The organism is Nonomuraea sp. NPDC049784, assembly GCF_040659615.1.
Classification (GTDB): Bacteria; Actinomycetota; Actinomycetes; order Streptosporangiales; family Streptosporangiaceae; genus Nonomuraea.
Map to the genome: position 1 here is coordinate 38,503 of NZ_JBFAMX010000006.1, position 24,331 is coordinate 62,833.

The following is a 24,331-nucleotide window of genomic DNA, read 5'->3' on the forward strand; positions in this document are numbered from 1 at the left end:
CCTCCCTACTCCAGTACCGACGCCACCAACTGGGAAGGATCCCTTTCCAGTTGGTTCGCCGTATGCAGATACAGCATCGTCGTGTTCAGGTCCTCGTGGCCGAGGGCCTCCTTGATGTCGGTCGGCGACGCGCCCAGGTCCTTCGCGATCGACGCCCACGTATGCCGCAGCACATGCGGGGTAACCTTCGCCTCGATCCCGGCCTGGCGACCGATCCGCTCGACCAGCTTCGACGCCGACGACCGGTAGAAGCGACCGCCCGTGTCCGTCACGAAGATCCGCCCCGACAGTTCGGACACCTCGACGCCGGCGCGGCGCGCCCGATCTTCCAGGTACCGGTCCAGCGCGTACGCGGTCTCCACGGGCAGGCGGCGGATCTTGGGCTTGTCGCCCTTGCCGACGATCCGCAGCGTCCGCACCCCGCGCGCCCAACCGAGCGCGTCCAACTCGGAGGCGATCGCCTCCTCCACCCGGATCCCGGTGTGCACCAGCACCCGGATGAACGCCGCGGTGCGCAGCCGAGCCGGCCCGAAGTCGACGTCGGCCGCCGCCACCAGATCGTGCGCCTCGTCGCGAGTCAGCGCAGTCGTCTCGGAGTGGTTACGCGGCACCTTCGGCCGGCGAGTGCCCTTGAGGTGGTTGACCTCGATGACGTCCTCATACGCCAGGTAGTCGTACCACGACGACACCGCCGAGATCCGGCGCGCCATCGTCTTCGCGGGGATCGGCTTCCCTGCCTGGAGCTCAAGCCACCGTTTGTAGACGTCGCCGTGCTTCTTGCGCGCCTTCAGCGGGTCGAGGCCGGTCTCGGTGCAGAACGCGAACCATCGCTCGATCTCGCGCCGGTAGGCGTCGCGCGTGTTCGGCGAGTCGTACGACAGCAGCCATGCCATCGTCGTGTCCTGTGCGAAGCCGAGCAGGGGCGGCGGGAATGCGAGCGTGCCGCCGTGCTCGGGTACCAGGTCGGCCGTCACGGCGCGTCCTCACCATGATGGTCTGGGCGGTAGTCGGCGACGACCACTCCCTTGTGTCGGATCTGCACCGCCTCGACCTCGATGTCCACACGGGTGACATGTGCTTTGGCCATGAGTTCGGCGACTTGGCGTATTGGGAGCGAGCAAACGGTGGCCCAGCCTCGGGTGCCGTCCTGATGTTCGGCCAGGACAGCGACCTCATATAGGTCTTCTCCGGCGGTGCCATCGACGGCCACCTGACTTGCCATGGCAGGTCGGCCCTGAGGATCGCTGTTGCTAGCGCGGGGCATGATCGTCTCTTCGGGTGGAGGGGTGAGAGCTCTCCCAGCCTAACAAAAATGATCTATGGACATAAGCTGGATTATGACCACTTGCTAAAGATCTTGAGCTTAGCTCACAGACCAGAGTCGGAAACCGGTACGACGACCTTCCGGATTCTGGGGGGTGTACCCCCTCGGCCTGCTCGCGAGGGCACTGCGCGGCGCGGCCCGCCGCGCAGTGCAGCGCGACGGGCCGCGGCGCGGGCCAATCAGGAGGCCGTGAGGCTATCGCGCCACCGGCCGGCGGCCTGACGGACAGCGATGATCGTCCTCGCGCTGACGCCGAACGCCGTGTGCACGATATCCGCGTCGCGGTTGCCGTTGCGCAGCCTGTCTGCGTCGGCCTGCTGGTAGTCGCGCTGGTCCACGGCGTACAGCGTGTAGTGCGACATGTCGGAGTCGTAGCCACGCTCGTGCAACCGCGCGCGGGCCTTGGCCTCCAGGAGCGGCCCGAGACCGGTGTCGCTGGCCAGTGCCCAGGTAGCGGGCGGCTCGGGCCGCTTTCCACCGTCGCGACGGACGGCGAGCAACACCAGGTCGTCGGTGAGACCGTTGGTTTCGATCATTGGAAGGCTAATACCTTTCAGGAAGTGATCGCCGACTTGACGATCACTTCTAGCGTGAAGCACAAGGGCTGAGATTTGGTAATGCCCAGCTCCACACGGCTTGCCCAAACTGCGTCATCTGACAGTCGAGCAGGGCTCGATGAGGACCAGGACGTCACCGGCGCGCGAGGCTAGTGCCGCTCGGGGAACATGTCGCCCCAGTGCATGGCCGCGCCGGTCGCGAGGACCATGTGCAGCCGCATCCACGCGTCGGCGACGGCCACGCACGAGTGGACGTGCACGGTGTCGTGGAGGTGCTTGGAGGCGTCGTCGAGGAGCGCCGCGGCCTTGTCGGCGGCCTGCTCCGGGGTCACTGCTCCGCTCCCGTCGAGGTTGTTGCCTCCGTCGTCGCCTTGCGGTTGTCGCCGCCGCGGCGACGCAGATCGACGCCCGCCTCCTCGAGGAGCTGGTGCACGAACCCGTACGAGCGGCCGATCGACAGGGCGAGCGCACGGATGGGCTCGCCCGCCTGGTAGCGGCCGGCGATGTGCTGGGCGAGCTGGGCACGTTCGGCGCCGGTGATTCGGACGCGGGGTTTGATCTGCATGAGGGGCCTTTCGTGGTCGAGGCGGGTTACGCGGCCGCGCGGGCGAGCTGGTTGCGGAGCTCGTCACGGTCTTCCGCTGTAAGAGGTACGGGGTCGCCGCGCCAGATGCAGCCCTCGATCGTGGCCAGGTCGGCGAGATCGTAGACAACCTCGCGGCCGGCCCGGCCGAGGGCTCGCGCCTGGTAGCGGCGCGCCCATTGACGGATGGTGCCCGGCTCGCGGTCGAGGTGAGTTGCTGCTTGCCGTGCCGTGGCTAGGCGCACGCCGTCCTCCTCGAATTCGGGCAAAAGGGCGAAGGTGTGCGTGCTGGGCGCGTTTCGGACGCGTGACCACGCGAAAAAGACTTGCTGTAGTCAACGCAGACAGGCGAGCAGAAGCGCTCGCATAGGAAGGGGTAGGCGCGCGATTCGACGTCTCAGAATCGCCTACAGCGCTTCATCGGTGTTTCCGCAGGTCACAAGCCTGCGACCGTGCAACAGGCACACCACACCTGTCGGCGCAAAGTGTTACACACCCTCCCAGCCTGGCGCAACGCCATCGGAACCCCTTATGCGCCCATCCATACGCCGCCCACCATTTTGCGAAACTCTGTGAAGATCGCATCCAGCAGCGAAACAATCGAACCCTTCGGATCAACGCCGGGACAGGAGCCACCATGTCTGACAGCTCAAGCCGTAGACAGCCCCCTACCCCCGCCAGTTTGCTCGCCGATGGACTTGACAACATCATCATCGAGAGTCGGCAGCCTCTGAGCGAGTTGTCGCGCTCCACCGGGATTTCCACGACACGGCTTGACAAAATCCTCACCGGATTCGCAATTCCCACCCGCGATGAGCTGCGCGAATTGCTCTCCAAGCTGAACGTGCCCCCGGGGTACAACAACCTTGCCTACCGGGGTTGGGAATTGGCGCGCCACCTCGCCGAGTACTCCAGTCGATCTCTTGTCATCCGCGACACCGTCGAGGCAATGTTTGTGGGGACGCTGGTACACGCGCGGAACGAAATTCTTGAGAGCGCAGAGTCATCGCCCGCCCGGGACATATCGGACATCCGCGAACTTACGGAACTCTTGGAAGAGATCGGAGGCGACGGGGAGAGCATCCGGCCCTGGCTTATCGCGCGTGATATCGCCGACTCCATCATGACGGCTGATTCGACAGTCAGACGTGCACACCGCTTTGGACGACGCAACCTCGTCGAGGTCGCAAGCCTCTCACGGAGAGAGCACCCGTTCGCCTACAACTTCGTCATCGATTACGAGGGACGCACACGCAACGCTGTCCTGGACGAGCCCGGCACGGGGCCTGTCACCATCTACCTGAACGACAGCGACCCCAACCGCGAACTCGCCGCCAGCCGTGACGTGGAACGCGCGGTGCGGGCGTGGCTAAAAACGCAAGGCGCTGAGATCATCTACGAGGGTAATCCGGTCGTCGGGTCCTGGTGGAAAGCCCTTGTCGCTAGGGTCAAGAACCCCACTGAGGAGGACGTCAACAACGGGGTGAAGTTCGCCGCCAGGACCGCGAGCCTCTACGGCATAGATACCCGCCAAGCTGAGGTGGACAAGATGCAGGCGGAGGCTTTCGCCGCAGTAATGCAGGCGCTGGAGAACGTCGAATCAGCCGTCATCCACTCCGGGACGCTCCTCGTCGTCAAGCACGCCGGACAGGTCGTGCGGCGTGAGCTGAGCCAGCTCGACGTGGAAAACCTGCGCCGTCACCCCATCCTGACCACCCGCCCATCGAGCATTCTGCAAGAGCTACAGGAGCTCGCCGAATGTGAGTCGCTGCCCGATCCGTCCCGCCAGCGCGAGCTCTAATCGGCTCACGCGCCCGCCTCGTCGGCGACCAGGCCCCGCTCCTCCACCCCACAACAAACGCCGGACGCCCACGAGGACAGACAGTTATCGTGACAAGTGACGCGGTTCATCGCCTGCGAACGAGGACACCTCATGCGCAAACCCCACTGGTCATGGACAACGACACTTCTGGCACTAGCGGTCCTGGCGCTCCTCGCAGCCGCCGGAATCCAGCTCGCGCACATCAGCACCGGCCTAGATGCAGCGGGCATTAGCACCCTTGCCTCCGCAGCAGCTGCCGTCATCTCCTCGACCGTCGCCTGGCTGGCGCTGCGCCAACAATCTCGCCAACAAGCTGAGAATAGAGACACTCCGCCCCCGCGAGCCGAGCCCCAGACCTACGAGGATTGCCTTGACCTGGCGTGCGTTCGGCTTGAACGCAGCAAACTTCTTAAACACGCTGACCGGCAGTTCCTCTTGCAGTTCACCATGAAAATGAAGTATCTCCAAGGGCGTGACAACGGGCATATTGGTTCGCACTGGACCGTTTTCGCGCACGACCGTGTCCCTGTCGTGCAGGAAATCTGGGAGGTAGGCCAATTCGCGGAGAAGGACCTCAACCGTGAGCGTCTTTGGCGGTGGCGGCGGCGGAAACTGGCACAGATGTACATCCGCCTCCTTACGCAGGAGATCGCTAGCCTTAGGCTCTCCGTCCCGACACGAATGGAAGAGCTGAGAGACGAACGGCGAACCCGTGCCGTCCGCCCGATGCCCGGCGACAACCTGCTATAGCTCCATGATCATGACGGGACGACTACCCAGCCTCCTCTGCGACCAGGCCCCGCTCCTCCACCTCGCTGACGTGATTCCCGCATGTCCCGCACACGAAGAACCCCACCCGCGCATCCCACCGCAGCGACCGCTCACCACACCGGCACCGTGCCGGCGACGCACCCCTCGGCTCGTCTTCCACCACCGCCCGCAGCCGCTCCTCCCACCCAAGCGACCACTCCACCAGGCCCATCGGCTCACCCTCGGCCGACCGAAGCGCACTCACCACCGACAACCCCTCCACCGCCAGCACCCCCGCGAGCTGCTCCACCAGCCACCCCACCGACCGCGACCGCGCCAGCCCCGACCGCGCACCCCGCACCCTCGGCGCGCAACCCAACTCCTCCCGCGCGAGGTCCTCGAACTCCAGCAACTCCCCCACCAACACATCCAGCAACTCCGCATCCGGAGACACCGCAGGCCTCGGCCGCGAACCCGACACCCTCGACCACCTCGACGCAGGCCTCAACCCATCCCCCCGCGCAGACACGACGGCCGCCAGCGCATCCACCTCCAGCAACGCCCGCCTCGTCGTCGCCCGACACCGACCACACACCAACGGCTCCCCCACCCACCACCGAACCACCGGCTCCACAGGCTCAGGCGGCGGCTCCCCCTCGCAGCCCTCCTCCACCCACTTGTCGACCGCATCCGCATGCTCCTCCCGAGCCCTGAGGAACGCGACCCACAACCTCCGCGCCCCGCTGTTGCACGGACCCACACACACCTGACCAGCCACAACCCACCCCCTCCGAGACGACCCACAACAGTACAAGATCAACTCCTTTCCGAGTGAACCAAGCCGAAGAGGGACAGTTTCCAACTTTGAAAATGTTTTCGAGCGCGCGAAAACTCCGCGCGCCTGGCTGGCGCGCGGAGTCGCGCGTGATCTCGTTCGCGCTACGCGCGCGGTCGCGCGGTCGGTCGGTTCTCGACGCGTTCGCGCGTGGTCTGCGCGTTGCGCGTGATCGCGTTCACCTCGCGTAGCGCGTTGGTCCGCGCGAGGGTGCTCATGCTGCGCAGTGACGCGAGCGCGTTCACCACGTAGGACGCGTCTTCCTGCGCTCGGCCGGTGGCGTGCGTGCGCGCGTAGCGGGCCTGCTGGTCGTACCGGGCGAACATGGGCGCGTCGTACTCGACTCTCACGGTTCCCTCGTGCGCGTCCACGCGGACGTGCAGGAGGAACCCACACGCGGCCAGTAGGCGCGTGATCTCGGCAACCGCGCGGCGCACGGCTGCCAGCACTCCGGACGGCTCCGGCTCGATGGGCTGCCGGATGTCGTCTAGAGACACGTCGTCGATGATCGCGCCGGACCGCTCCGCGTGCAGGAGATACGACGTGTGCAGCGACGTACGGCACGTGTCGGACACTCGCCACACGCCGTGAAGGTGAACGGCTGCCCCGTGGTACTCGACGGTGCTGCCCTGCGGCGCGTACTCCAGTAGCGCCGCGCGCGCGGTCTGGCTGGCCATGTAGACCTGGCGCTGAAGGGTGGCGCGCGTGTCGCACGGCTTGTGCCACATGCACGCGCGGCACGTTGCGGGGTGCGCGTCGAACGCCTGGCGGGCCTCCTGCGTGGCCTCTACGGCGACGTAGGCCGCGCCTCGCTTGATCGGGTTCATGCTGGTGTCTCCCGTGGTGGTGGGGTGCCGCGCCCCGCGTGGGGGCGCGGGGTGGGGGTTACTTCTTCGGGGCGGCCTTGTCGGCGGGCTTGGCCTTGGCGTCCGCCTCCGCCTTGGCGGCCTTGCGGCGGGCTTCCTTCTCGGCCTTGGCCTTGGTGCGGCGCTCGACTTCGGCGCGTCCCTCGTCCGTGAGCGAGGCCATGAGCGCGGCGCGCGCGGGGTTGGTGTCCGAGAGGTTCATGACCGCGTTCACCAACTCGCGCTGCTCGTCAGAGAGCTTGCTGCCCTTCTCCGACTCGGGGGCGGGCGTGAGAGCCGACTTGATCAGGTCGAACGGCGCGGTGACGTCGGGCTGAGTCGCGCGGTACAGGGCCGCAATGATCGCGCGGTCGGTCTGGTCGGCAACCCCGTCCCATGAGGCGGCGGGGTGCTCCTCGTCGAGCCCGTAGAGCTTGATTCCCTCGTCCACCAGAGCGGCGGGGGTCACGTCACGCAGGATCGGCCAGGACTTCGGCGACGCGTCCCAACCGCGCTTGAGAGCGGCCAGCATGCCCGCGAGCGGGACACGCGCGCCGTTGCAACGCCATGCCAGACGCGCGGGGCTGTTGGCGCTGTCCTCGGAGTTGATACGGCCGGTCTCAGCGATCAGCACGGCGGGGCGGGAAGTGCCGTCCGCCATGACGGTGAACCATCCGAGCACGGTCGCAAGGTCGGCCTTGATTGCGGCGGTGTTCGGCTTGGTCGGAGTAGCCACTTTGGATCTTGCCTTTCGGTTGGGGTGCCCCGCACCGGTCGGTGCGGGGCGGTTAGTTGGTTAGTTGTTTTAGTCAGCGGTTCCGCTGGCGCTTACAGCTACCAGCTGACGCCGCATGCGCACTGGTGCCGCTGGTGGTGGTGGCGGGGGTGAAGGTTGCACAGGTGCGCCTTGCCGTGGTGCTGGCAGTTCGCGGCCCGCTTCACTCCGCTGCATCTGTCAGCCATCGCCGCTGTCCGCGTCTACGGCTCCGTTGGCGCTGTCGGCCTTGCGGCGTCGGTGCAGCACGTAGGCGGCCACAAGCGCGCCGATGAGCAGGCACGCGGAGACGGTGGTCCACGTGTCCCACCAGGGGGTGTCCGTCGCGACGGGGGCCGCGCTGGGCCTGGCCATGTTGCGGCGGGTGCTCGACGCGCTAGGCGTGACCGTGGCCGTAGGACCGGGCTTGCCGGTGTTCCCGTCCCTGCCGGGCGTGCCCGGGTTGCCCTGCGGGCCGCTGGAACCCTCCGGACCGGGCGAACCTGCGGGACCGCTTGGGCCAGTCTCGCCCTGCTTGCCCTGCTCGCCCTTCGGACCCTGGGGACCTGCCGGACCTGCCGGACCCTGGTCACCCTTCGGGCCTTCCGGACCCTGCGGACCGGTCGGGCCAGTCTCACCCTGCGGACCCTGAGGACCGGGCGAACCTGCCGGACCCTGCGGACCGGTCGGACCGGTGAACGCGATCACGTCCATGCAGAGCGGGAACGGCATCACGGTTTCGATCACCGTGGGCGGCTCACCCGGTAGGGAGATCCGCGCCGTAGGCGTCACCGTGACGCACGTGGGGACCGCAATGGTTGCGGTCGTGGCCGCGCTACTCGGCGCGACACTCGCAGCGATAGCCAGGATTGCGGCGGTGGCGGCGACGCTCGTAAGCGCGCCCCCCGCTGCCCTGACTGCCTCGTGTCTTCTCACGCTGCACACGTTCGTTTACCGGATAACGATGGTGCAAGATGTGTCAAGTCATCGTTATACACACGTTACTAAGCAGGAGTCCCAGATATACCCCTAGACTGTATCTGACCTGCCAAGACATGTAGTTAATTAGCGAAACTAACTTCCAAGTCCGCTCGAACCATGATCCACAGACCCGCGACAAGCCACCCGCATCGTCAGGTCCTGGACCTCTCCGGTGTGTGTCTGCCTGACGTAGGAGACCTGCTGTAGTCCCTTGTGGGGGCTTGTGTGCGTGTCGGTGTCTCCTTGTACCGGTGTGCCCCTGTTCGTTTGCGTGTGTGGACTGTGTCAGGTCTTTTGACGGTCTCTAGCTTCTGGTCTGTGCTGCTTTCCGCGCGTGGTGTCTTGGACATGCGAAAACCCGTCATCGACGACCAGGTGGTGTTGGGCCTGGGTGGGTCAGTGACGGGTTGTGTGGTGGTGGGGGTTGGGAGAAGGGGCGTGTGGTGTGCACGCCCCTTCTCCGTTGCGCGGCTGCCCCCTCCTTCGAGTCGCGCTGTGGTTTGTCTATCGCGCTGCGGTTGGTTACGTAAAGCGTTCATTCTTTATCGCTATGTAGTCAGGCGTCGTTGGCGAGGCGATCGGCTGCGCAGGCTCTGCAGGGTTCGCGCATGTAGGGGTGGTGGGGGCACATGCGGCCGGCGCCGCGGTGGGCTCCGGGTAGGGGTTCGGGCTGGGGTAGGTGTTCGTGGGGGTTGGCGCGGAGTGCGCGTTGTACGTATCGGGCGGGGTTTTTCACGGTGCCTCGTGCTCGTCCGAGGATGGTTCGCCTGATGTGGGCGGCTTGCTGGTCTGTGATGGGTTGCGCGGCGAGCGGAGCGAGTTCGCGCTTGACCGTCTCGTCTGCTGCTGAAAAGTCCTGTCCGTCTGTCTGTCTGTCGTCGGGGTCGCGCGCGGGGTACGGAGGGATTGATGACTGACTAGAGAAGTTTTCAGGGGTCGGGACGGGACGGGACGGGACGGGACGGGACGGGGTTACGAACTTCTTCAGAACTTCGCCCGAACGTTCGCGAGGTGTTCGCGCGAACACCTTCATGATCGTCCGGTGGTGTGGTCGGAGCTGCACCGTCTATTTCCCCTGCTAGATCGTCGTGTCCTCTGCGCCGCGCACGCAGGTTCCGCATGCGTTCACGCGCGCGTTCGCGGTCGCTGCGCACCTCATCAGCGGAAGGGTTGTAATGAGTCCAGTCATGAAAAGCAAACCCTCTGTCAGGGCCGTCGTTCACGCGTTTCCACAGTCCTGCGACGACGAGTTCGTTCGCGAGCTTCTTCGCGCCGGGCATCAGTCGGGGTAGCACAGAGTCCGGGATGAATCCCTCGGTGAGATTGGCCGACGACCAGGACCCGGCTACCACCCACAGCCCGAGAGCTGCTGCTTTCGTCGGCATCACCTTGCGGTGAGAGTGGAACCCGTCATCGACCTTGAACCACGGCATGAAGCGCCGCCTTCCTTCCCTATAGGTGCAAAGCGGGGGCCCGCCCACCGAGGGAAGTGGTCGAGCTCCCACCGTAAGCGGTTCCGCTGCCGCTCGTCACCGGGGCCGCGGGGTGCGCCCAGTCACGTCGTACGTGGAGCGCCGGCGCGGGTCGGACAGCGCGTCGTACGCCTCCGTCACCTTCTTGAACCGTTCCGCCGCGGCGGGGTCGGGGTTGAGGTCGGGGTGGAGCTGGCGGGCCAGGCGCCGGTACGCCTTCTTGATGTCGTCCTGGGCTGCGGTCGAGGTAACGCCGAGCCGGTCGTACAGCTCGCCGGCGCGCGGCTGCGGCCTGGGCGGTGGCGGCGGGGACGTGCTGCGCGGAGGCGGGTCTATCCGTCGACGTCGTGCCGGGCCTTTGCAGGTCGCGGCGTGCGGCATCATCAGCTTTTCCCACGGATCCAGCGGCCTGACCTTGGTCACCCTGCGAGAGCGGAGTACGCCGTGGACGTCGCCCCACACCGCCGTGTTGCCTTCAAGGTCCGGGGCGAGGTTGACGGCGAGCGGCTTGCCCGCCTCCGTGGTCGTCCACCGCACGAGCTGGCCACAGCCCGGGCGGCCGCGCCCGCCGCACCTGGCCACGTCAGCTTTCGAGAACACGCTGCCTCTCCCCGGACGGCAGGACCTTGGCCAGCACCACCGTTGTCGTGTCCAGGTCGTGCTGGTCATGGCATGGCCCGCACAGCCACCGGTGACCGCCGAGAATGCTGGCCGCGTGCGGGCCGCACAAGCGGACGTCCTCCTGGTGCTCGTTGACGCAGCCGACGATGAGCCGGACCACGGTCGGTGTGGCGCCGCAGAACGACGCCAGGTTGTCGCCAGGTGGGTCCTGCGCTCCGCACGACCCACCCGGCCAGGCGGCGGTCACCCTCCACCCCCGGTGCCGCGGCCGCCGAACCCGCCGCGCTGGACGACCCTCCCGGTCCGGGTGGTGATCTGCGCGGTCGTGGGCTTGGTCGTTGTGCCTCCGCGCACGTACCCGGTCCGGCTGGTGGTGGACGAGCCGTACAGCCAGTGGTAGTAGGCGGCGTGTGAGGAGTCGTCACAGAAACGGTCGTCCACCACTTGGTAGGTGCCGTCCGCCTGCTGGGTGGCGATGACGCAGTCGGCGACGACCTCCTCGACGTCGTCGGACTCGAAGCCGCCAGTGAGGGCGGCCACGGCCAAGCCGAGCACGGCGACCGCGCCAATCACGATGGCGGGCTCCGCGCCACTGCTGCTGTAACTCTTACGCATTGGCGTCGCCACCGTCCTCGAAGAGGCGGTCGAGTAGTTGCACCCCTTCGACGAACAGCGCGCCGATCCTCCTCGTGGTCTCCTGCTCCACATACGACTGGAACTGATCCCAGTGCTCAGAGATGAGGCGCTCGGTCGCCGCCTTGCGCGCCGCGGCAGCCTCCTGGCCAGCGGCGCCAGCGGTAGGCACGTGCAGAGCGCACACGACCCGCCGCCGCCGCGCGAACCTAGACGTTCTCGGCACGCCGTTGGGTTCGAGGTCCTGTGTCAGCGACACCGCGACCGGAGGACCGCACGAGATGGTGCCCCGCTTGTTCGTCTCGGCGCACGACAAGCTGTCGCCGGGCCGCCACCGGCGAATGTAGATCCTGAATAGGGAATGGTCGCGCAGCAGTACGAAGCCCTCCTGCTCGGGCCCCAGCTCGGTCATCGGGTTCCCTCCGAGTGGTCGTTAAGGACTTTGGCCAGCTTCCGCATGGCCTGCGCGGTTGCGGTGTCGCGCCGCCAGGCCACTTCGTCGTCGAGGTAGCGGGCGAACTCGTTGGCGTGCGCCTGGACGAGACGGGCGTGCGCGGCGTTGTGCGCCTCGTCAGATATGCGTGCCGCGCCGGCCGCCCCCGGCAGGTGCAGGGGGCACACAGCGCGGCGCCGCCCGCTGATGGAGCTGCCGGAGCGGGCGAGGTGGTACGACGTGAACTGGACGAGGACGACGGCGACAGGCTCACCGCACGGCACGCCTTCCGCTTTGCGGGTGACGGCGCAGACAGGGTCGTCGCCTTCGCGCCAGCGGCGCAGCCACGTGCTGCGGTGCCGGTACTGTCCGCTCTCGTCCTTAACGAGCTGGAACCCGTCGCCCGGGTCATCCATGGGCCGCTTCCGGGTCACGCCCATCAGCGCACCGCCTCGTCGTAGATGACCTGGCTCGCCCGGGCGCCCTTGAACGAGCTGTGCTTGGCGCGGCGTTCGTCGGCCTGGGTCAGGTAGTCGCGGCCGGCCTCGGTCAGCTTGACCCGCCACACGCCAAGGCGGGGGTGCTCGACGGTGATGAGCTGCAGCTGGGAGGGCAGGCGGAACGTCTCGTCGCGGGTGGAGAAGTCTTCTCCGTCGATGCGACGGCATCCTCGAGGTGCGGGCATGAAGAGTACGCCGTCGCCCTGGTCGTGGGCGGCGATCTGCCGCAGCAGCTCCACTGAGGCGCGCTTGAGCGGCTGAGGGGAGGTCATGGGGTTACTCCTCGTTCTCTTCCGGGCGGGTGTCGCCGCCCTCTTGGTCCAGGAACTGCTTGCGGACGAGCTGGATCCCGTACGCCTCGCCGCCGCGGGCGTGGGCCTTCGTGAACGTCCACGTCGGGGCTTCGTCCGCGAGGATCGCGCCATGGTCCATCACCGTGTTCTTGACCACGGCGAACGCGCGCTCGCTGTCCATCGGGAAGCGGCGGATGCCGTGCGCTTCGCGCCAGATGACGTACTTGCCGTAGCCCTGCGCGGCGCTGACGTCATGGAGGATCAGCCACGCCTGGAACGGCTTGGCGTCGTCCCAGACGATCTCGTCGGGGTTCGGGTATCGGTGTGGGTGCCGGATCAGGCTGCCGTCCGGGTCAAACGGGACCTGCATCGTGATAACCCTCCTTATCAGCGTCGGAGTTGCGGTTGAGGGACTGTCGTGCCAGCTCGGCACCGCGCTTGGTGGCCTCGGTGTTGTCGCGCAGCGGCGTGGACGTCCACGGGTTCTTCTGCGCGTTCGTTGGCCGCCAGCCGTGGCCGACCTGCGCGTTGAGGTAATCGAGCGCGAACGCGTACGGGTCGGGCCGCTCGTCCTCCGCGAGCTGGTCACGCTCGTACACGCGGTGCGCTAACGCCTGGGCGGCTTCCCTGATGGCGCGGCGCAGCGCCGCAGCCGACGTCACGACTGCGCCTTTCGCGTAACCCGCTTCCGCTGCGGCCGGCGGCTGACCCATCCGAGGTGGATCGCGGCAGCGACGTAGCGTTCGACCATCCGCTTCGACTTTCGGGTCTCGGCGACGATCTCCTCGACGGTCAGGCCCTTGCGTACGAGGTCGGCGACCTGCATGACGTTGTCGCGACCGAGGTTGCCCTTGGGCAGCCACACGGGCGGTTCGCTGGGCTCGGGGTCGGTGATGACGCACCCGGCCTTGCCGAGTTCGACGAGGATGGTTTCGGCGGTGGGCGCCGTCTTCCTCTTCAGGATGCGGGCGATGACGGTCTCGGCTGTGCTGGACATGGTTCTCCTACTGCGGTGCCGGGGTGGCGCGGAGCGCGAGCTGCCGCGCAGCGTTGATGTCGTCCGGGGTGATGTGGCCCTCGAGGACTGCCAGCAGAGTGGTGCCGTCGTGGGACCAGATCGCCGTGCGGTTACGATGGGGCTTCTTCTTGCGGTTGCGGTTCCGCTGTCGCTTTTCGTCATGTAGGTCTGCGGGTGTTCGCACGCTTGGTCTCCTTGTCGGGGCCTGGGAGCGGTAGTTGGTAGCCGAGGACTTTGCCGTCCACGATCACGGGCTGGCCGAGCTCCAGCTTGCGTCGTGGGCTCATCCGTCACTCGTGGTGTCGTTGTCACGCTTGGGGTCGCTGGTGAGGCCCATGAGCCGGTAGTACGGCGCGGCCACGAACACGACCATGCAGGCGATGAAGACGAGCACGCCTCCCGGCTTGCTGTCCTGGTACATGACCCAGGAGGCGCCGGAGGTGGCGGCGAGGATGGCGAGGAACGCGATCAGGCGGATCATGCGGCCACCGCCTGCAGCCACGTAACCGAGTCGAGGGCTCTGCGGTGCGCCTGCGGCATGGCCGCGAGAGGGTGGCCAAGGTGGTCGGAGCCCATCGCGGCGAGCACCGCGGCGTCGCACATGTCGTCGTTGCCCTTCGTGACGAACAGGGGCAGGCGCCGGGCGACGGCGTCCTTGACCTCGTCCTTCTTCACGTTGCCCTTACCGGTGGCGTACATCTTGAGCGTGGCCTGCGGCACCTCGACGACCGGGACGCCGATCTTGTGGATCAGCGCGTCCACCACCAGGTAGTACAGGTACGCCCGCTCCCCCGCGCCGCCCGAGCCAGCCTTGCCCCGGGCGAGCACGAACTTCTCGATAAGCACGAGGTCGGCGGTCTGCAGGTGGAGCAGGATCTTGTCGGCCTGCTCGCGGATGGTCTGCGTGCGCGTCCCGATCGGCAGCGCGGTGATGCCGTCGCGTCCGGCCGTGCCGCACCAGCCGGTGTTGAAGGCCAGGCCGGTGCTGGTCAGCGAAATGTCGCAGCCTGCGACTTTAGGAGTTGTCATTTCCATTCCTTCGGGATGTCGATGTCGTGCAGTTCGTGATCAACGACGAAATCGGACCAGGCAGCCAATCCCGCCTGGCCCGTCACGTCGTCCGGTTTCAAGGAGCGGGCCCGTTCGTCGCGTCGCGCGCGGACGGCCTGCTGGTGCTGCCGTTGCAGCCACCACCCGAACAGAACCAGCCCGGCCGCGGTCCCCAGGGTGATGGCGCCGACTGCGGCCAGGAGGTAGAGCAGGAGGTCTCTCACGGGTGGGGCTGGGCCTCCGGGACGCGGTCGAACTCCTCGGTCGCGTCGTCGTCCACGGTGATCCCGGCTTCGTTGAGGCGGGCGCGGAGGGTGGCCTGACGCAGGTAGGCGTCGGCGAGGTCCTGCCTCGTCTGGTGGAGTTCGCCGGTGAGCCGGGCGCTGTCCTCGATCGCCTTAATGGCCGTGCTGACGGCGTTCTGGTACTGGTTGTCCGTCAACTCCATGCGGCGTTCGAGGTCGCGCCGCGCCGACTCCTGGCCGAAGGCGTAGCTGAGCGGGCAGCACACGACGAGCACGAGCACGACGGTGATGAACGCCCACACGCCCGCGCTGACGAAGCTCAGCCCGAAGTACGCGGCCACGGCCGCGAAGACGATCCAGCGCTGGCGGCGGGTCAGCCGGTACCAGAACTCTTCCATCAGGCGGCCTCGCCTTCGAGCGCGGCGAGTACGTCACCGAGGCTGGTGTGGGGCTTGTCGTTGAAGTACGACAGCCACCGCGTCGGCGGCATTTCGTGGGCGGGCCGGCCGAGCGCCGTGGCGATCTCGCTGCAGAGGTCCTGCGCGACATCCCAGCGGTCGAGGAAGTCGGCGTCCTTGGTGCCCGGCTTGAGGCTGGCGAGGGCGGTGGCGGGCAGCCCCGCGGCGAGGCTGATGGCCGCGACGAGGCACACCCCGGTTCGCTTGCCGTTGTCGGAGTAGTACTTGCCCTTGATCCAGCCGACCGTCTTGAGCATGTCGGCGGCTCCGGCGCGGAGGTCGGCCTTGCCGGGGATGGTGAGGGTGGTCATGTGGTGATCTCGCTTTCCGGTTACAGGAAGGACGGGGACGGGGCGAAGATGACGAGCGCGAGCAAGGCGGCCAGGAGCAGCAGCCCCACCAGCGCCCACAGGTCCGGGCGGTCGTTGCGGCGGCGGTTCACGCGACACCGCCAGCGGGCGCCCAGTCGAGTTCTTCGGGCGTGCACTGCACGAGCTCGACGCGGTCGCGGCCGCCGCTCTCGAGTGCCTGGCTGGACAGCCGGGTCCATTCGTGTGCGGCGTACGGCTGCGGGAGCGGCCAGTCGGGGTTGACCGCCGTGTTGTTCACGAAGACGACCCAGTACGGGCCGGTCTCCTTCGTGTAGTCGATGCCGGACGGGTCGATCGACCCGACCGGCAGGAGCTTGATCGTCACGCGCGGCTGGCCTCGGGGAGGCGGGCCGGCTCGTCGGCGGCGGGGAGGGGTTCACTTTTGCGCTGGTCACCCGCGGGGACGGTCTGGCCGTCGATCTTGTGGAAGTAGCCGAACCCGGTCAGCCACCCGGCGCTGCGGCCGCACCCGCACATGATGGTGTGCGGGGTGTGGGCGCCGCTGTTGGGGTCGCGGTTCTGGTCGGCGTGCCGGATCAGCGCCTCAAGCTGACGGGCCTGCTGCTTCAGGATCCCGATCTGCTGATCGGCCTGCTGCCGCACCTGCTCAGCCTGGCCGAGCAGGCTGTTGCGCTGGTTAACGAGCATTTGGATCGTGTCGTCGGTGAACAGCGTGCCCAGAGGGTCGCTGGGGTTGATGCCGAACTGCTCCTCGCTGGTCATGGCGAGTCCTTTCAAAAGGGGGAGGGTTGGGGGTTGGTTCCGTCCGGGCGCCCTGGCATGTGCGCGGACGCCCGGACGGGGCTCTATCGGGTGTCGCCGCGGCGGGACGTACGGGTGACGATCTCGCCGCCGATGGATTGGTAGATGCGGCGGGCGATCTTGCAGCCGGTGCACTTGCACTCGGCGATCAGGTCGCGCTCGTCGTCGTCGGAGTAGGCCCAGGTCGCGTGTCCGGCCAGTTCCTCGCGCAGCATGCGGAGCATGTGGTCCCGGTCCCAGCGCAGCTCGTGGATCTCCTCGGCCAGCTCAGCCTCTCGGCAGTCGCACGCCCGGTGGTGATCCGCGCAGGCCCGCCAGCGAGGGTCCAACGAGCTCTTGGGCAGCGGCAGGATCATCGGGTGCACGATGCGGGGCTCCCGCCACGACGCTCCCCTGAAGGTCACGACGTGGCGGATGGCGACCTCCGTGGACGCCATCAGAAGCCGCCGCCCTGCTCGCTCTGCTGCGTCTCGGCCGCCTGCTTGGCGGCGTTGACGATCGTCTCCCAGGTGGCGCGGGGCTGCTCGGTGCTGAGAGCCTGCTCCAGCAACTGAGCCACCGCCCCCACCTGCTCGAACGTCAGGTCGTCGGCGGTCATGACCGGCCGCTCCAAGATGACGGACAGGTCCTGGAAGCGGTCCTCGGCGGCGGGGATGCCGAGCCGGTTGAACGACTCGTTGATCTGCTTGTAGAGGCTGCCGCGCAGCTTGGCCTGCTCGACCTGGCGCCGCTTCAGCTCGGCGACGGCGCGCTGCGCCTGGTCGCGGGTGAGCGTCTTCGTCGAGCCCTCGATCTTGGCGTCGAGGAACGCCGACAGCCAGGCGAACCGGGCCTCGTCGTTCAGCTTCGTCGAGCCCTTGCCGGTGTGCGGGGTGATCCCGAGTTCCGTCATGAGGATGCCGAGGTCCCGCAGGTCCCTGGCGTCGGCGGGCTCATCCTCGACGACGTCGCCGTCCACCACGTCCTGGTCGGCCGCCGGAGGCTCCACGCCGGCGGAGGGCGTCTCGCCGTCCGGGGCCGGGCCGGCCGGTGCGGTGGTGGTGTTCTGCGTCTCGTCCGAGTCCTGCGTGGCGGGCAGGTTCACGCCCCGGTTGATGGCATTGACCACCTGGTCGGCCTGCACGGCGGTGAGGTCGGCGGCCGACTTGAACTCGTAGTCCGGGAGCAGATCACGGATATAGCCGAGCTTGTCCTGCACGTCCTTGGCGGTCAGGAGGTCGGCCAGGGCCTTCAGCTTCGCCGGGCTGGCCTTGACCACGCCGTCCACCTCCTGGGCAGCCGCAGCGGCCTCGCGTACCGAGGCGCCCGCCTGCACGGTGGCGGTGGTGATGACGATCGAGCCGTCGTCGTTGACCTCGGCGCCGAGTTCCTCCGGCGTGTAGCCGAGCCCGCACAGCGCCTCCTTACAGGCGTCCCGTGCGACCTCCGTCTGGGAGCGGGCCTTGAGCATCGCTTCGGGGTACTTGCCGTAGTTCTCGTTCTGCTTGAGCAGCCCCGCCGTCTGGGCGCGCGCGATGGTCCATTCGGACCGGAACTCGAAGTCCGGGTCATCGCTGCGAACGATCGTGGAGACGGCCTTGAGCAGGCGGCCGTTATCGTCACGCTCCACCCAGGTCCGCATCCGATGCCCGGCCTTGCGGACCAGTGCGGACACCAGGCCCGCAGACGACGACGGCTTGCCCTTGATGACGTGAACCTCGGTGATCGCGGTGATCGCGTCCACTCCGATGGACTCGCCGAACTCGATGGCCCACAGCACGTTCGCGGGCTGCTTGAAGTACTGGGGCGGCAGCAGGTTCGCGAACGCGAGCTGCTGGGAGTACTCGATCCGATCGGCCAGGGAGGTGTTGCGGATGGCGGGCAGGTTGTCGGACGTGGTCATGCTGCGGCTCCTTGCAGGTCAGGGGTTGCGGGAAGGTCGGATTCGACGACCAGGTAGGGGATGCCGCCGCCCTTTGCCTGGCGGCGGGCGACGTTGTCGAGGCCGTACCGGGCGCGGCCGGCCAGGCCCATCGCGTCGAGCAGTTCGGCGCGGACCTTCTCAGCGCGGGCCTTGGCCGCTTTCGCCTCGGCGGCCGCCGTCTTCTCCTCCGCGAGGGCGGGCAGCCACTCGGCGGCCAGCTCGTCGGGGATGTCGTAGACGTCGTTAGGGTCGATGGCGGGGTGTCGCTTGCGGATCGTCCGGATGGTGGCCTTGTGTCCGTCCACGGGCGGCATCTGGTCCCACGCGATGCTCACCATGAACGCTTCGGCCTGCTCGCGCATCCACTCGGCGTCTTCCAGGTCGCGCATGATGTGGTACTCGAGGAACTTGAAACCACGGCCGACGAGGACGGCGACCTTCCACCAGTCCAGGCCGAGGGTGGCCATGTACCACTGCACCTGAGCCGCGTAGTAGACGGGGATCTCGTTGGTGCCGGGCTCCCCCCATTCGCGGCCGTCCGCGTCGGTCTTGATCTCCAGTCCGCCGACCACGCGACCGTGCTGGAGCAACAACCGGTCGGGGTTGGCGAGCATCCAGTCCCATTGGGCGTGCACCCACGTCCCGGCCTCGACGACCTCGAAGTCGGGGTGCTCGCTGGCGAACCAGTCCGCGACCCCGCCTTCGAGGAAGTGGCCGCGGGCCTGGTCGTCGTTCTGCGGGTCGGGCTCGACGAGGCCCGCCATCTCGCACCAGGTGCTGTAGCGGGACGCGTACTTGGACAGGCCGACGACTCCGGCGATGCGGGATCCGGTCATGCGGTGCTCGCGCGCTGCGTGCCATTCGGGGCTTCCGGAGGCCCACCGGCCGAGGTACCGGCCGGTGGGCGTTGTGAGTGTGGTCATCAGAACGGCGGCTTGTTCTCGTCGCGGTAGACCAGACGCCATGGCCCGTTCGTCAGGAGCAGCTCGTCGAGCCCATCCGCGGGGTAGCTGCCTCGGGCGCTGAACAGGGTCACCCTGTTCTCGCCCATGGGGCAGACGCCGAACCACTTCAGGCCCTGGCCGTCCTCCCACACGTCGTCCTCAAGGGGTGGCCAGGAGTACGGGGTGAGCGCTTCGACCTTGAGGAGGTCGGACGCCATGGGGAGCGGGCCGACGTTCACGTTGCTGTACTCGTGCCGGAAGTTGAGGTACAGGAACCGGCCGCGCGATGTGGTCGATACCGACTCGGCGTAGCAGTCGAGGATGGTGACCCGAAGCCGGTCACCCTTCTTGATCTCCCCTTGCATCAGTTCTCCTGCTCCCAGCGGTAGACCCACTCGTCGTAGGTGGTCATGGCCTTCTCGGCCGGGTTGTTCGGGTCGCGCCACAGCGGCCGGCGCGGCGTCGGCTCGGTGGTCACGCGGTCGCCTCCGCCTCGCCGATGGCGAGCTGGTAGAGGGTGTCGCGGTCCAGGTTCGATGCGCCTTCGGCGAGGCGGACCAGCCGCTGGACCGCTCTCTCGTGCGCGGTCATGGGCAGGCCGAGCGCCGCGCAGTTGATGCGGTGGATGGCGACCCGGAGCGGGATGCTCGCAGGCTGGCCGGTCTCCACCCTCTGGACCTCGACGAGGTAGCCGGAGTGGCTCCAGCGGAAGATGCCGAGACCGTTCGTGATGCCGCCCTCCCACACGTCGGGGTAGCGCTGGACGAGCTTCTCCATGTGGGTGACCACCCGAAGGGGGTCGGCGTCGAGCGGCATGTACGCCTCAGCGAAGGGGAGCACGCCGTCGTCCCTGCGTGGGGTGAGGACCGGGAACGCGGCGGTGACGTCCTGGCCGTTCTGGTCGCGGACGGTGACGTTCCACACGCGGCTTGCGTGGCCGGGCGGGAGGGCGGCGCGGCGGGCGAGAGCCTTGCCGAGCCTCGCGTTGAACTGGTCGGCGGGCATCCGCTTCATCTCGCGGGGTCCGTCCATGCTCATCCACGCCACGGTGTAGAGGTGCGGCACCTCGGTGACGAACACGGGACAGGTGACGCCTGCTGCCGGGATGACCTGGCCGTCGCCCTGCTCCAGGTCGATGGTGACCTCGCACGGCAGGTCGCAGTAGAGCGCCAGGTAGGTGGCGAGCTGGTCGGACAGGTGGGTGGGGCTGACGGCCGCCAGCATGATCGGGTTCGGGAGCCGGTCGCATTCGATGCGGTACACCGGGTCGTTCTCGATCTTCTTGACGCGCTGGTTGATCAGGCGGTCGGCGTTCTCATGGTTGCCTTGGAGCAGGTCGATGAGCCGCGCGCGGACGGCCACTCCGATGTCGCTGAGCCGGTTGTCGATGATGGCTTCGACGAGGCTGCGGAGCCGTTTGGCTGTGACCGGAAGGGTCGGTTCGGGGGTGGTGATGGTCACTCGTTCTCCTGTTCCGAATGCGGTTCCGCTGTCGCTTTCGGCGAGTCATGCGTGTGGTGGTCTCGCGTTGGCGCGGTACCGTTTTGGCTGGTCAGTAAGCTTGTCGCTCACCTTGTTGATCTTGATCGAACAAGGTTTTGCGACATGACGACCCTATCGCGTGCGTGTCGCTCATGTCCACTTTGGACGTACTGACGTGACAAACGTGACATTCGAGAGCGCGACAGTTTGATCACAGTTAGTGATCATCTTTTCGTTGACATACGGACGATGTGGCGTTCATGTTGGTACTGTTGCGACAATTACGCCACACGAGAAGGACGCCAGCCGTGCCTACGCCACCCCAGAGGCCCGCCGACGCGGAGCTCCTCCACCGACTGCGAACCCGGCAAGACGAACTCCTGCCGGAGGTGTCCCTCAAGTCCGTCGCGGATCGCATCGCCCAAACGGCCGCCTACAACTTCTACCCCAACAAGTTGCGTCGCATCGAGTCCGGCGAGACCCGCGCCAGCGATCTTGACTACGCCTGGGTCGCCTGGGCCGTCGGCGCCACCGTCAGCCAGGTCGAGGAGGTCGGGCGGCCCGAGGCCGCACGCCTGCTGCGTGAGATCATCGCCAGGCAGACGCCCAAGGACACTGTGCTCTCTTCCGTCCTACACCCCGACGTCACCGCCGAAGATGTCGAGAAGCATCTCCGGGAGCGCCTCGCAGAAATCCGGGCAGAGAAAAGGTTCACGCCCGAGGAGCGGGCCAGCATGGAAGAGTTTCTGATCGCCCAGATCGAGCTGCTGCTCCAGTCCGTCGGGCGGCAAATCGAGATGCTCCGCTCCCGGTGATCCCGCACAGCACTGTCAGTCCATCCAGTTCCGCGCCGCGTGGAAGATGAGCGCAGGGCGAGATTCCACATTCGCAAGTTCCCTCATTCGCTTGATCCGCCGCAGAATCGTCGACTTGGACAAGTCCAACAGCCTGGCCATTTGATCGTCCGTCTGCCCAGCGACGATGTACTGAAGAATCGACATGTCGAGATGGTCAAGCTCGTCGGACGCGCGACCGGGCGGCTCCGAGTGCAGTGGCACTGCCTCGTTCCAATAGTGCTCAAACGTGACGATCATGCATTCGACCAGCGCGCCGCCTCGGATCAGCAGCGTGGACATCTGGTCTGGACAGCCGCGCGGCCAGCGCGGCACCATCGCCGTCTCCCGATCCGAGATGATCATTTTGAACGGGAGGTTCTTGGCGACCCGCACGTCCGCGCCAAGCGCCACCGCGTTGCGCAGCCCCACCATCGCGGGCTCGTTGGTCAGCACCGCCCGCTCGTAGATGAACCGGCGACGTGGCCGACGCACCGTCCCGTCCGGGTTGCGGCGCGCAGGGTCACCTGGAGCGTGAACTGCAGTCAGCGGTACAAACGGAAAGGTGATGAACTGCATCACTTCGCGGTGCGCGCCGAGTGACAGATCATCGAACGCGCCCGCAATGCGCTGACGTGATGTCATGAGCTCGAGGGGCGCATTCGGGCCGTGAGCGGTGTGCGACTCGTACACGTCGCGTAGCTCGTCGGCCCGCGCCTTGAGCCGGGCCAGACTGTATTCGGCCTGGGCCACCATAGGGCGCAGTGCGTAGTCCGGATGCCGCGCCGCGGCAGGTTCGCCGACGACGAGTCCCACGTCCCGTAACCGTTCGAGAGCTGTTTCGGCTGCTAATCCTCCGAAACGTTCCAACAGCTCCCGTGTTGGTGTGGGCCCAACCTCGATCAGGTGCTGGTAGAGCAAGGCCCCGACGTCGCCGATCCCCAAGGGCACGGCAGAACTCCTTTGTCCCCGAATGTGGCGCTATTTCTCTGCGTGAGCGCATGCCGGCTGGCGGACCAGGACGGCGTTGGCTCGTGCGTGGTACACGCCGAGCCAGTAGGCGCGGCGCCAAGCGGTCACGGCCCGGACGACCGTGACGGCGCTGACGGTGATGAGGGTCGCGACTGCGACCCACAGAAGGGTGACGGTCCCGGTCAGGCCAGAGACGATGGTGGCCATCGTGGCCGCAGCCCCCGCGGCGGCCACGGCGGTCGTCGCTGTGATGATCTGGGTGAGGAGGCTGCCCAATATCACCAGCCCCCGGTGTCACTGTCGGCGGAAGCCGGGATCTTCGTCGTGGTGACGGTTGTGGTCGACTCCGTCACGGTGCGGGTGACGATCTTGCTGCCGTCCGTGTTGTAGACGGTTTGGACGATCTCGGTTCGCGTGCGGGTGCCTGGGCTCGTGGTGCTGCTCGCACTCGGGGTGGGACTCACGGTGGTGCTGGGGGTGGGGGTGCTAATCGCGCTCGCGGTGGGCGAGGCGGGCGACGGCGAGGCAATGGGGTCGGCGGAGGCCGAGGCCGACACGGCGCCCATGATGATGAGGAGGGCGGTGGTGCTGGCAGCCAGTGCGGCGCGGAAGCGCGTGATCATTATCAGATAACTTTCCGTGATGGGCTTGTCATCTTTTGCGCACATGCGACTGCCGGATAGCGGTTTCCCAAGCTTTGCGGCGTTACGCATTGTGCGTGCCAGAGCGACCCATGTAAATGCCTGAATACTCGATATGTCCAGACAGGAGACCTGACACTTTAGACACATGACACTTTGTCGTCATTGTCAGGCAAGGCCCAGCGGCACACTGCGTAACAATCGGGCATCAAGAGCCGTTCAGGAGCGTCGAAGCGCTTCACACCTGGCCATGACTGGCTAAGTTGACCCCCGCACTATCCACGGGTTGATCCCTAAGGACGCATATGATCCGCATCACAGCGCTCGGCCTGGCTATCGTTTTCGCCGCGGCCATCATCGATTTGTCCATGAGCGGCGCCCACCCCGCCATCGTCGCCACCCTGGCGGCGTTCGCCTTGGTGAGCATCGTCGCAACGGCCGCGCTCGGGCACACCCGCCACTTCGCCGACCGCGCCTATCAGCGCGGCTACCTCGACGCCACTGCCAGCTTCAGGAAAGATCGCTAACGAACGTGCCCTTCGGGGCCTCCGTCGTGACAAGACCACGCTCCCGCAGCAGCGCGAGGGCAGCCCGCACCACCTTGCGGTTCGAACCGAACTCCTCGACCAGCCCCATCTCCCCCGGCAGCTTCTCCCCCGGCCGGTAGCGACCTGACCCGATCCGGGACGCGATCTCCTCAGCCAGGGCCTCCCCCTTCGTCGGCGCCCGCCGCACCTCCGTGCCCTCCGGGCCGACGAACCGGCCGAACCGGCCACGCGAGTGGATCAACCCCTCCTCGCGCAACTCCCGCAGCGCCGCCCGGATCGCCGGCGACGACAGGCCGTACGTGGCCATCAACTCCGGCTCCTTGGGAAGCTGGTCGCCGGGCTTGAGCCGGCCCGACGCGATGCCGACGCGGATGTCCTGGAGCATCCGCCCGGTCAAAGACATCGGGGGCTGCTCCTGGCCGGGCCTGGCGACGAAGCTTCCGCTGCCTTGCACGGTGACGATCAGGCCCTGACGGCGCAGGCGGTCCATGCCCGAGCGTACGGCCGCGCGGCCGACGCCGTACGCGGCTTGCATCTCCAGCTCGGACGGAAGCTGGTCGCCGTGCTTGAGGCGGCCCGCCTCGATGTCTGCCAGCACTTCAGCCGCGACACGTTCACCAGGTGTCATCGCGGGGGCTTCGCTGTCGTCGAGGGATTCGATCACTCGACCACGGTACCCCGCTCACCCGACAACAGGTACA

42 protein-coding genes are annotated in these 24,331 nt (G+C 67.1%); 4 read left to right on the forward strand and 38 right to left on the reverse strand.

All coding sequences use genetic code 11. The features are described from left to right. Window positions 1–5: 5 nt before the first annotated feature. From AB0J09_RS02935 to AB0J09_RS02960, 6 genes are all read right to left on the reverse strand, one after another. Complete coding sequence (locus AB0J09_RS02935; protein ID WP_360684107.1) at window positions 6–974, reverse strand: tyrosine-type recombinase/integrase; 969 nt, start codon at window positions 972–974, stop codon at window positions 6–8. After that, window positions 971–1,210 (reverse strand): hypothetical protein, encoded by a 240-nt coding sequence (locus tag AB0J09_RS02940; RefSeq protein ID WP_360684110.1) that lies wholly within the window; start codon window positions 1,208–1,210, stop codon window positions 971–973. The genes AB0J09_RS02935 and AB0J09_RS02940 overlap by 4 nt, the downstream gene beginning before the upstream one ends. 293 nt (window positions 1,211–1,503) lie before the next feature. Beyond that, window positions 1,504–1,860, reverse strand: a complete 357-nt coding sequence (locus tag AB0J09_RS02945) for a hypothetical protein (RefSeq protein WP_360684113.1) — start codon at window positions 1,858–1,860, stop codon at window positions 1,504–1,506. 170 nt (window positions 1,861–2,030) lie between these two features. Then, complete coding sequence (locus tag AB0J09_RS02950; protein ID WP_360684116.1) at window positions 2,031–2,213, reverse strand: hypothetical protein; 183 nt, start codon at window positions 2,211–2,213, stop codon at window positions 2,031–2,033. After that, window positions 2,210–2,446, reverse strand: coding sequence for a helix-turn-helix domain-containing protein (locus tag AB0J09_RS02955; RefSeq protein WP_360684119.1), 237 nt, complete (start codon window positions 2,444–2,446; stop codon window positions 2,210–2,212). Before AB0J09_RS02955 ends, AB0J09_RS02950 begins: the two co-directional genes overlap by 4 nt. A gap of 26 nt (window positions 2,447–2,472) precedes the next feature. Continuing rightward, on the reverse strand, window positions 2,473–2,733 hold the full coding sequence (locus AB0J09_RS02960) for a hypothetical protein (protein ID WP_360684122.1): 261 nt from the start codon (window positions 2,731–2,733) through the stop codon (window positions 2,473–2,475). Between the two features lie 413 nt (window positions 2,734–3,146). On the opposite strand from AB0J09_RS02960, the gene AB0J09_RS02965 reads away from it, so the two are divergent. Continuing rightward, window positions 3,147–4,265 (forward strand): helix-turn-helix transcriptional regulator, encoded by a 1,119-nt coding sequence (locus tag AB0J09_RS02965; RefSeq protein ID WP_360684125.1) that lies wholly within the window; start codon window positions 3,147–3,149, stop codon window positions 4,263–4,265. 132 nt (window positions 4,266–4,397) lie between these two features. Continuing rightward, complete coding sequence (locus AB0J09_RS02970; RefSeq protein ID WP_360684128.1) at window positions 4,398–5,036, forward strand: hypothetical protein; 639 nt, start codon at window positions 4,398–4,400, stop codon at window positions 5,034–5,036. A gap of 22 nt (window positions 5,037–5,058) precedes the next feature. On the opposite strand, the gene AB0J09_RS02975 is transcribed toward AB0J09_RS02970, so the two are convergent. The 28 genes from AB0J09_RS02975 to AB0J09_RS03110 all read right to left on the reverse strand — a co-directional run bounded on the left by AB0J09_RS02975 (window position 5,059) and on the right by AB0J09_RS03110 (window position 20,615). Continuing rightward, on the reverse strand, window positions 5,059–5,766 hold the full coding sequence (locus tag AB0J09_RS02975; RefSeq protein ID WP_360684131.1) for a hypothetical protein: 708 nt from the start codon (window positions 5,764–5,766) through the stop codon (window positions 5,059–5,061). 209 nt (window positions 5,767–5,975) lie between these two features. Next, on the reverse strand, window positions 5,976–6,698 hold the full coding sequence (locus tag AB0J09_RS02980) for a hypothetical protein (RefSeq protein WP_360684134.1): 723 nt from the start codon (window positions 6,696–6,698) through the stop codon (window positions 5,976–5,978). A gap of 58 nt (window positions 6,699–6,756) precedes the next feature. Next, on the reverse strand, window positions 6,757–7,452 hold the full coding sequence (locus AB0J09_RS02985; RefSeq protein WP_360684137.1) for a hypothetical protein: 696 nt from the start codon (window positions 7,450–7,452) through the stop codon (window positions 6,757–6,759). A 219-nt stretch (window positions 7,453–7,671) separates the two neighbouring features. Continuing rightward, entirely contained in the window at window positions 7,672–8,217 is a 546-nt protein-coding gene (locus AB0J09_RS02990; protein WP_360684140.1) for a hypothetical protein, read from the reverse strand. 1,163 nt (window positions 8,218–9,380) lie between these two features. Then, window positions 9,381–9,884, reverse strand: coding sequence for a hypothetical protein (locus AB0J09_RS02995; RefSeq protein ID WP_360684143.1), 504 nt, complete (start codon window positions 9,882–9,884; stop codon window positions 9,381–9,383). A gap of 96 nt (window positions 9,885–9,980) precedes the next feature. Beyond that, window positions 9,981–10,523 carry a DnaJ domain-containing protein gene (locus AB0J09_RS03000; RefSeq protein ID WP_360684146.1) on the reverse strand — a complete coding sequence of 181 codons (543 nt, stop codon included), beginning with the start codon at window positions 10,521–10,523 and terminating at the stop codon, window positions 9,981–9,983. After that, window positions 10,507–10,791: a hypothetical protein gene (locus AB0J09_RS03005; protein ID WP_360684149.1), complete on the reverse strand. Its 285-nt coding sequence runs from the start codon at window positions 10,789–10,791 to the stop codon at window positions 10,507–10,509. Before AB0J09_RS03005 ends, AB0J09_RS03000 begins: the two co-directional genes overlap by 17 nt. Next, entirely contained in the window at window positions 10,788–11,159 is a 372-nt protein-coding gene (locus AB0J09_RS03010; protein ID WP_360684152.1) for a hypothetical protein, read from the reverse strand. The genes AB0J09_RS03005 and AB0J09_RS03010 overlap by 4 nt, the downstream gene beginning before the upstream one ends. Continuing rightward, window positions 11,152–11,589 carry a hypothetical protein gene (locus AB0J09_RS03015; protein ID WP_360684155.1) on the reverse strand — a complete coding sequence of 146 codons (438 nt, stop codon included), beginning with the start codon at window positions 11,587–11,589 and terminating at the stop codon, window positions 11,152–11,154. The genes AB0J09_RS03010 and AB0J09_RS03015 overlap by 8 nt, the downstream gene beginning before the upstream one ends. Then, window positions 11,586–12,050, reverse strand: a complete 465-nt coding sequence (locus AB0J09_RS03020; protein ID WP_360684158.1) for a hypothetical protein — start codon at window positions 12,048–12,050, stop codon at window positions 11,586–11,588. The genes AB0J09_RS03015 and AB0J09_RS03020 overlap by 4 nt, the downstream gene beginning before the upstream one ends. Continuing rightward, window positions 12,050–12,382 (reverse strand): hypothetical protein, encoded by a 333-nt coding sequence (locus tag AB0J09_RS03025; RefSeq protein WP_360684161.1) that lies wholly within the window; start codon window positions 12,380–12,382, stop codon window positions 12,050–12,052. The genes AB0J09_RS03020 and AB0J09_RS03025 overlap by 1 nt, the downstream gene beginning before the upstream one ends. Before the next feature lie 4 nt (window positions 12,383–12,386). Further along, complete coding sequence (locus AB0J09_RS03030; protein ID WP_360684164.1) at window positions 12,387–12,773, reverse strand: hypothetical protein; 387 nt, start codon at window positions 12,771–12,773, stop codon at window positions 12,387–12,389. Beyond that, a complete protein-coding gene (locus AB0J09_RS03035) occupies window positions 12,757–13,065 on the reverse strand; it encodes a hypothetical protein (protein ID WP_360684167.1) in 309 nt (102 codons plus the stop codon). Before AB0J09_RS03035 ends, AB0J09_RS03030 begins: the two co-directional genes overlap by 17 nt. Continuing rightward, window positions 13,062–13,400, reverse strand: coding sequence for a hypothetical protein (locus tag AB0J09_RS03040; protein ID WP_360684170.1), 339 nt, complete (start codon window positions 13,398–13,400; stop codon window positions 13,062–13,064). The genes AB0J09_RS03035 and AB0J09_RS03040 overlap by 4 nt, the downstream gene beginning before the upstream one ends. A gap of 7 nt (window positions 13,401–13,407) precedes the next feature. Continuing rightward, window positions 13,408–13,605, reverse strand: a complete 198-nt coding sequence (locus tag AB0J09_RS03045) for a hypothetical protein (RefSeq protein ID WP_360684173.1) — start codon at window positions 13,603–13,605, stop codon at window positions 13,408–13,410. Further along, window positions 13,580–13,708 carry a hypothetical protein gene (locus AB0J09_RS03050; RefSeq protein WP_360684175.1) on the reverse strand — a complete coding sequence of 43 codons (129 nt, stop codon included), beginning with the start codon at window positions 13,706–13,708 and terminating at the stop codon, window positions 13,580–13,582. Before AB0J09_RS03050 ends, AB0J09_RS03045 begins: the two co-directional genes overlap by 26 nt. Further along, entirely contained in the window at window positions 13,705–13,902 is a 198-nt protein-coding gene (locus AB0J09_RS03055; RefSeq protein WP_360684178.1) for a hypothetical protein, read from the reverse strand. The genes AB0J09_RS03050 and AB0J09_RS03055 overlap by 4 nt, the downstream gene beginning before the upstream one ends. Then, on the reverse strand, window positions 13,899–14,450 hold the full coding sequence (locus AB0J09_RS03060; protein WP_360684181.1) for a hypothetical protein: 552 nt from the start codon (window positions 14,448–14,450) through the stop codon (window positions 13,899–13,901). The genes AB0J09_RS03055 and AB0J09_RS03060 overlap by 4 nt, the downstream gene beginning before the upstream one ends. Continuing rightward, a complete protein-coding gene (locus AB0J09_RS03065; RefSeq protein WP_360684184.1) occupies window positions 14,447–14,695 on the reverse strand; it encodes a hypothetical protein in 249 nt (82 codons plus the stop codon). Before AB0J09_RS03065 ends, AB0J09_RS03060 begins: the two co-directional genes overlap by 4 nt. Continuing rightward, entirely contained in the window at window positions 14,692–15,114 is a 423-nt protein-coding gene (locus tag AB0J09_RS03070; protein WP_360684187.1) for a hypothetical protein, read from the reverse strand. Before AB0J09_RS03070 ends, AB0J09_RS03065 begins: the two co-directional genes overlap by 4 nt. After that, the gene (locus tag AB0J09_RS03075; protein ID WP_360684190.1) at window positions 15,114–15,485 is read right to left on the reverse strand and encodes a hypothetical protein; all 372 of its coding nucleotides are present in this window, start codon (window positions 15,483–15,485) and stop codon (window positions 15,114–15,116) included. Before AB0J09_RS03075 ends, AB0J09_RS03070 begins: the two co-directional genes overlap by 1 nt. A 127-nt stretch (window positions 15,486–15,612) precedes the next feature. After that, a complete protein-coding gene (locus tag AB0J09_RS03080; protein WP_360684193.1) occupies window positions 15,613–15,870 on the reverse strand; it encodes a hypothetical protein in 258 nt (85 codons plus the stop codon). Continuing rightward, the gene (locus tag AB0J09_RS03085; protein ID WP_360684196.1) at window positions 15,867–16,268 is read right to left on the reverse strand and encodes a hypothetical protein; all 402 of its coding nucleotides are present in this window, start codon (window positions 16,266–16,268) and stop codon (window positions 15,867–15,869) included. The genes AB0J09_RS03080 and AB0J09_RS03085 overlap by 4 nt, the downstream gene beginning before the upstream one ends. A gap of 83 nt (window positions 16,269–16,351) precedes the next feature. Continuing rightward, window positions 16,352–16,744, reverse strand: coding sequence for a hypothetical protein (locus AB0J09_RS03090; protein ID WP_360684199.1), 393 nt, complete (start codon window positions 16,742–16,744; stop codon window positions 16,352–16,354). Further along, on the reverse strand, window positions 16,744–18,189 hold the full coding sequence (locus AB0J09_RS03095; RefSeq protein WP_360684202.1) for a hypothetical protein: 1,446 nt from the start codon (window positions 18,187–18,189) through the stop codon (window positions 16,744–16,746). The genes AB0J09_RS03090 and AB0J09_RS03095 overlap by 1 nt, the downstream gene beginning before the upstream one ends. Next, entirely contained in the window at window positions 18,186–19,133 is a 948-nt protein-coding gene (locus AB0J09_RS03100; protein WP_360684205.1) for a lambda-exonuclease family protein, read from the reverse strand. Before AB0J09_RS03100 ends, AB0J09_RS03095 begins: the two co-directional genes overlap by 4 nt. Beyond that, entirely contained in the window at window positions 19,133–19,519 is a 387-nt protein-coding gene (locus AB0J09_RS03105; protein WP_360684208.1) for a hypothetical protein, read from the reverse strand. The genes AB0J09_RS03100 and AB0J09_RS03105 overlap by 1 nt, the downstream gene beginning before the upstream one ends. 109 nt (window positions 19,520–19,628) lie before the next feature. Continuing rightward, window positions 19,629–20,615, reverse strand: a complete 987-nt coding sequence (locus tag AB0J09_RS03110; RefSeq protein WP_360684211.1) for a hypothetical protein — start codon at window positions 20,613–20,615, stop codon at window positions 19,629–19,631. A gap of 329 nt (window positions 20,616–20,944) precedes the next feature. On the opposite strand from AB0J09_RS03110, the gene AB0J09_RS03115 reads away from it, so the two are divergent. Continuing rightward, window positions 20,945–21,451 (forward strand): hypothetical protein, encoded by a 507-nt coding sequence (locus AB0J09_RS03115; protein ID WP_360684214.1) that lies wholly within the window; start codon window positions 20,945–20,947, stop codon window positions 21,449–21,451. Between the two features lie 15 nt (window positions 21,452–21,466). Here the strand turns inward: AB0J09_RS03115 and AB0J09_RS03120 are convergent, their stop codons facing one another. The 3 genes from AB0J09_RS03120 to AB0J09_RS03130 are packed head-to-tail and all read right to left on the reverse strand — an operon-like array spanning window position 21,467 to window position 23,064. Then, window positions 21,467–22,420 carry a hypothetical protein gene (locus AB0J09_RS03120; protein WP_360684217.1) on the reverse strand — a complete coding sequence of 318 codons (954 nt, stop codon included), beginning with the start codon at window positions 22,418–22,420 and terminating at the stop codon, window positions 21,467–21,469. Between the two features lie 30 nt (window positions 22,421–22,450). After that, entirely contained in the window at window positions 22,451–22,723 is a 273-nt protein-coding gene (locus AB0J09_RS03125) for a hypothetical protein (protein ID WP_360684220.1), read from the reverse strand. After that, complete coding sequence (locus tag AB0J09_RS03130; protein WP_360684223.1) at window positions 22,720–23,064, reverse strand: hypothetical protein; 345 nt, start codon at window positions 23,062–23,064, stop codon at window positions 22,720–22,722. Before AB0J09_RS03130 ends, AB0J09_RS03125 begins: the two co-directional genes overlap by 4 nt. Window positions 23,065–23,387: 323 nt before the next feature. Here AB0J09_RS03130 and AB0J09_RS03135 point away from each other — a divergent pair, with 323 nt between their 5' ends. Then, on the forward strand, window positions 23,388–23,609 hold the full coding sequence (locus tag AB0J09_RS03135) for a hypothetical protein (RefSeq protein WP_360684226.1): 222 nt from the start codon (window positions 23,388–23,390) through the stop codon (window positions 23,607–23,609). On the opposite strand, the gene AB0J09_RS03140 is transcribed toward AB0J09_RS03135, so the two are convergent. Further along, the gene (locus tag AB0J09_RS03140) at window positions 23,593–24,294 is read right to left on the reverse strand and encodes a GntR family transcriptional regulator (protein WP_360684229.1); all 702 of its coding nucleotides are present in this window, start codon (window positions 24,292–24,294) and stop codon (window positions 23,593–23,595) included. The two genes, AB0J09_RS03135 and AB0J09_RS03140, sit on opposite strands and share 17 nt — an antisense overlap. Window positions 24,295–24,331: the final 37 nt, after the last annotated feature.

Coding starts and splice junctions, on each gene's coding strand:
- AB0J09_RS02945 (WP_360684113.1), bottom strand. CDS start 1,860: ATGATCGAAACCAACGGTCTCACCGACGACCTGGTGTTGCTCGCCGTC.
- AB0J09_RS02955 (WP_360684119.1), bottom strand. CDS start 2,446: ATGCAGATCAAACCCCGCGTCCGAATCACCGGCGCCGAACGTGCCCAG.
- AB0J09_RS02970 (WP_360684128.1), top strand. CDS start 4,398: ATGCGCAAACCCCACTGGTCATGGACAACGACACTTCTGGCACTAGCG.
- AB0J09_RS02980 (WP_360684134.1), bottom strand. CDS start 6,698: ATGAACCCGATCAAGCGAGGCGCGGCCTACGTCGCCGTAGAGGCCACG.
- AB0J09_RS02995 (WP_360684143.1), bottom strand. CDS start 9,884: ATGCCGTGGTTCAAGGTCGATGACGGGTTCCACTCTCACCGCAAGGTG.
- AB0J09_RS03010 (WP_360684152.1), bottom strand. CDS start 11,159: ATGCGTAAGAGTTACAGCAGCAGTGGCGCGGAGCCCGCCATCGTGATT.
- AB0J09_RS03015 (WP_360684155.1), bottom strand. CDS start 11,589: ATGACCGAGCTGGGGCCCGAGCAGGAGGGCTTCGTACTGCTGCGCGAC.
- AB0J09_RS03020 (WP_360684158.1), bottom strand. CDS start 12,050: ATGGGCGTGACCCGGAAGCGGCCCATGGATGACCCGGGCGACGGGTTC.
- AB0J09_RS03025 (WP_360684161.1), bottom strand. CDS start 12,382: ATGACCTCCCCTCAGCCGCTCAAGCGCGCCTCAGTGGAGCTGCTGCGG.
- AB0J09_RS03030 (WP_360684164.1), bottom strand. CDS start 12,773: ATGCAGGTCCCGTTTGACCCGGACGGCAGCCTGATCCGGCACCCACAC.
- AB0J09_RS03040 (WP_360684170.1), bottom strand. CDS start 13,400: ATGTCCAGCACAGCCGAGACCGTCATCGCCCGCATCCTGAAGAGGAAG.
- AB0J09_RS03050 (WP_360684175.1), bottom strand. CDS start 13,708: ATGAGCCCACGACGCAAGCTGGAGCTCGGCCAGCCCGTGATCGTGGAC.
- AB0J09_RS03055 (WP_360684178.1), bottom strand. CDS start 13,902: ATGATCCGCCTGATCGCGTTCCTCGCCATCCTCGCCGCCACCTCCGGC.
- AB0J09_RS03060 (WP_360684181.1), bottom strand. CDS start 14,450: ATGACAACTCCTAAAGTCGCAGGCTGCGACATTTCGCTGACCAGCACC.
- AB0J09_RS03070 (WP_360684187.1), bottom strand. CDS start 15,114: ATGGAAGAGTTCTGGTACCGGCTGACCCGCCGCCAGCGCTGGATCGTC.
- AB0J09_RS03075 (WP_360684190.1), bottom strand. CDS start 15,485: ATGACCACCCTCACCATCCCCGGCAAGGCCGACCTCCGCGCCGGAGCC.
- AB0J09_RS03085 (WP_360684196.1), bottom strand. CDS start 16,268: ATGACCAGCGAGGAGCAGTTCGGCATCAACCCCAGCGACCCTCTGGGC.
- AB0J09_RS03090 (WP_360684199.1), bottom strand. CDS start 16,744: ATGGCGTCCACGGAGGTCGCCATCCGCCACGTCGTGACCTTCAGGGGA.
- AB0J09_RS03095 (WP_360684202.1), bottom strand. CDS start 18,189: ATGACCACGTCCGACAACCTGCCCGCCATCCGCAACACCTCCCTGGCC.
- AB0J09_RS03100 (WP_360684205.1), bottom strand. CDS start 19,133: ATGACCACACTCACAACGCCCACCGGCCGGTACCTCGGCCGGTGGGCC.
- AB0J09_RS03105 (WP_360684208.1), bottom strand. CDS start 19,519: ATGCAAGGGGAGATCAAGAAGGGTGACCGGCTTCGGGTCACCATCCTC.
- AB0J09_RS03130 (WP_360684223.1), bottom strand. CDS start 23,064: ATGATCACGCGCTTCCGCGCCGCACTGGCTGCCAGCACCACCGCCCTC.
- AB0J09_RS03135 (WP_360684226.1), top strand. CDS start 23,388: ATGATCCGCATCACAGCGCTCGGCCTGGCTATCGTTTTCGCCGCGGCC.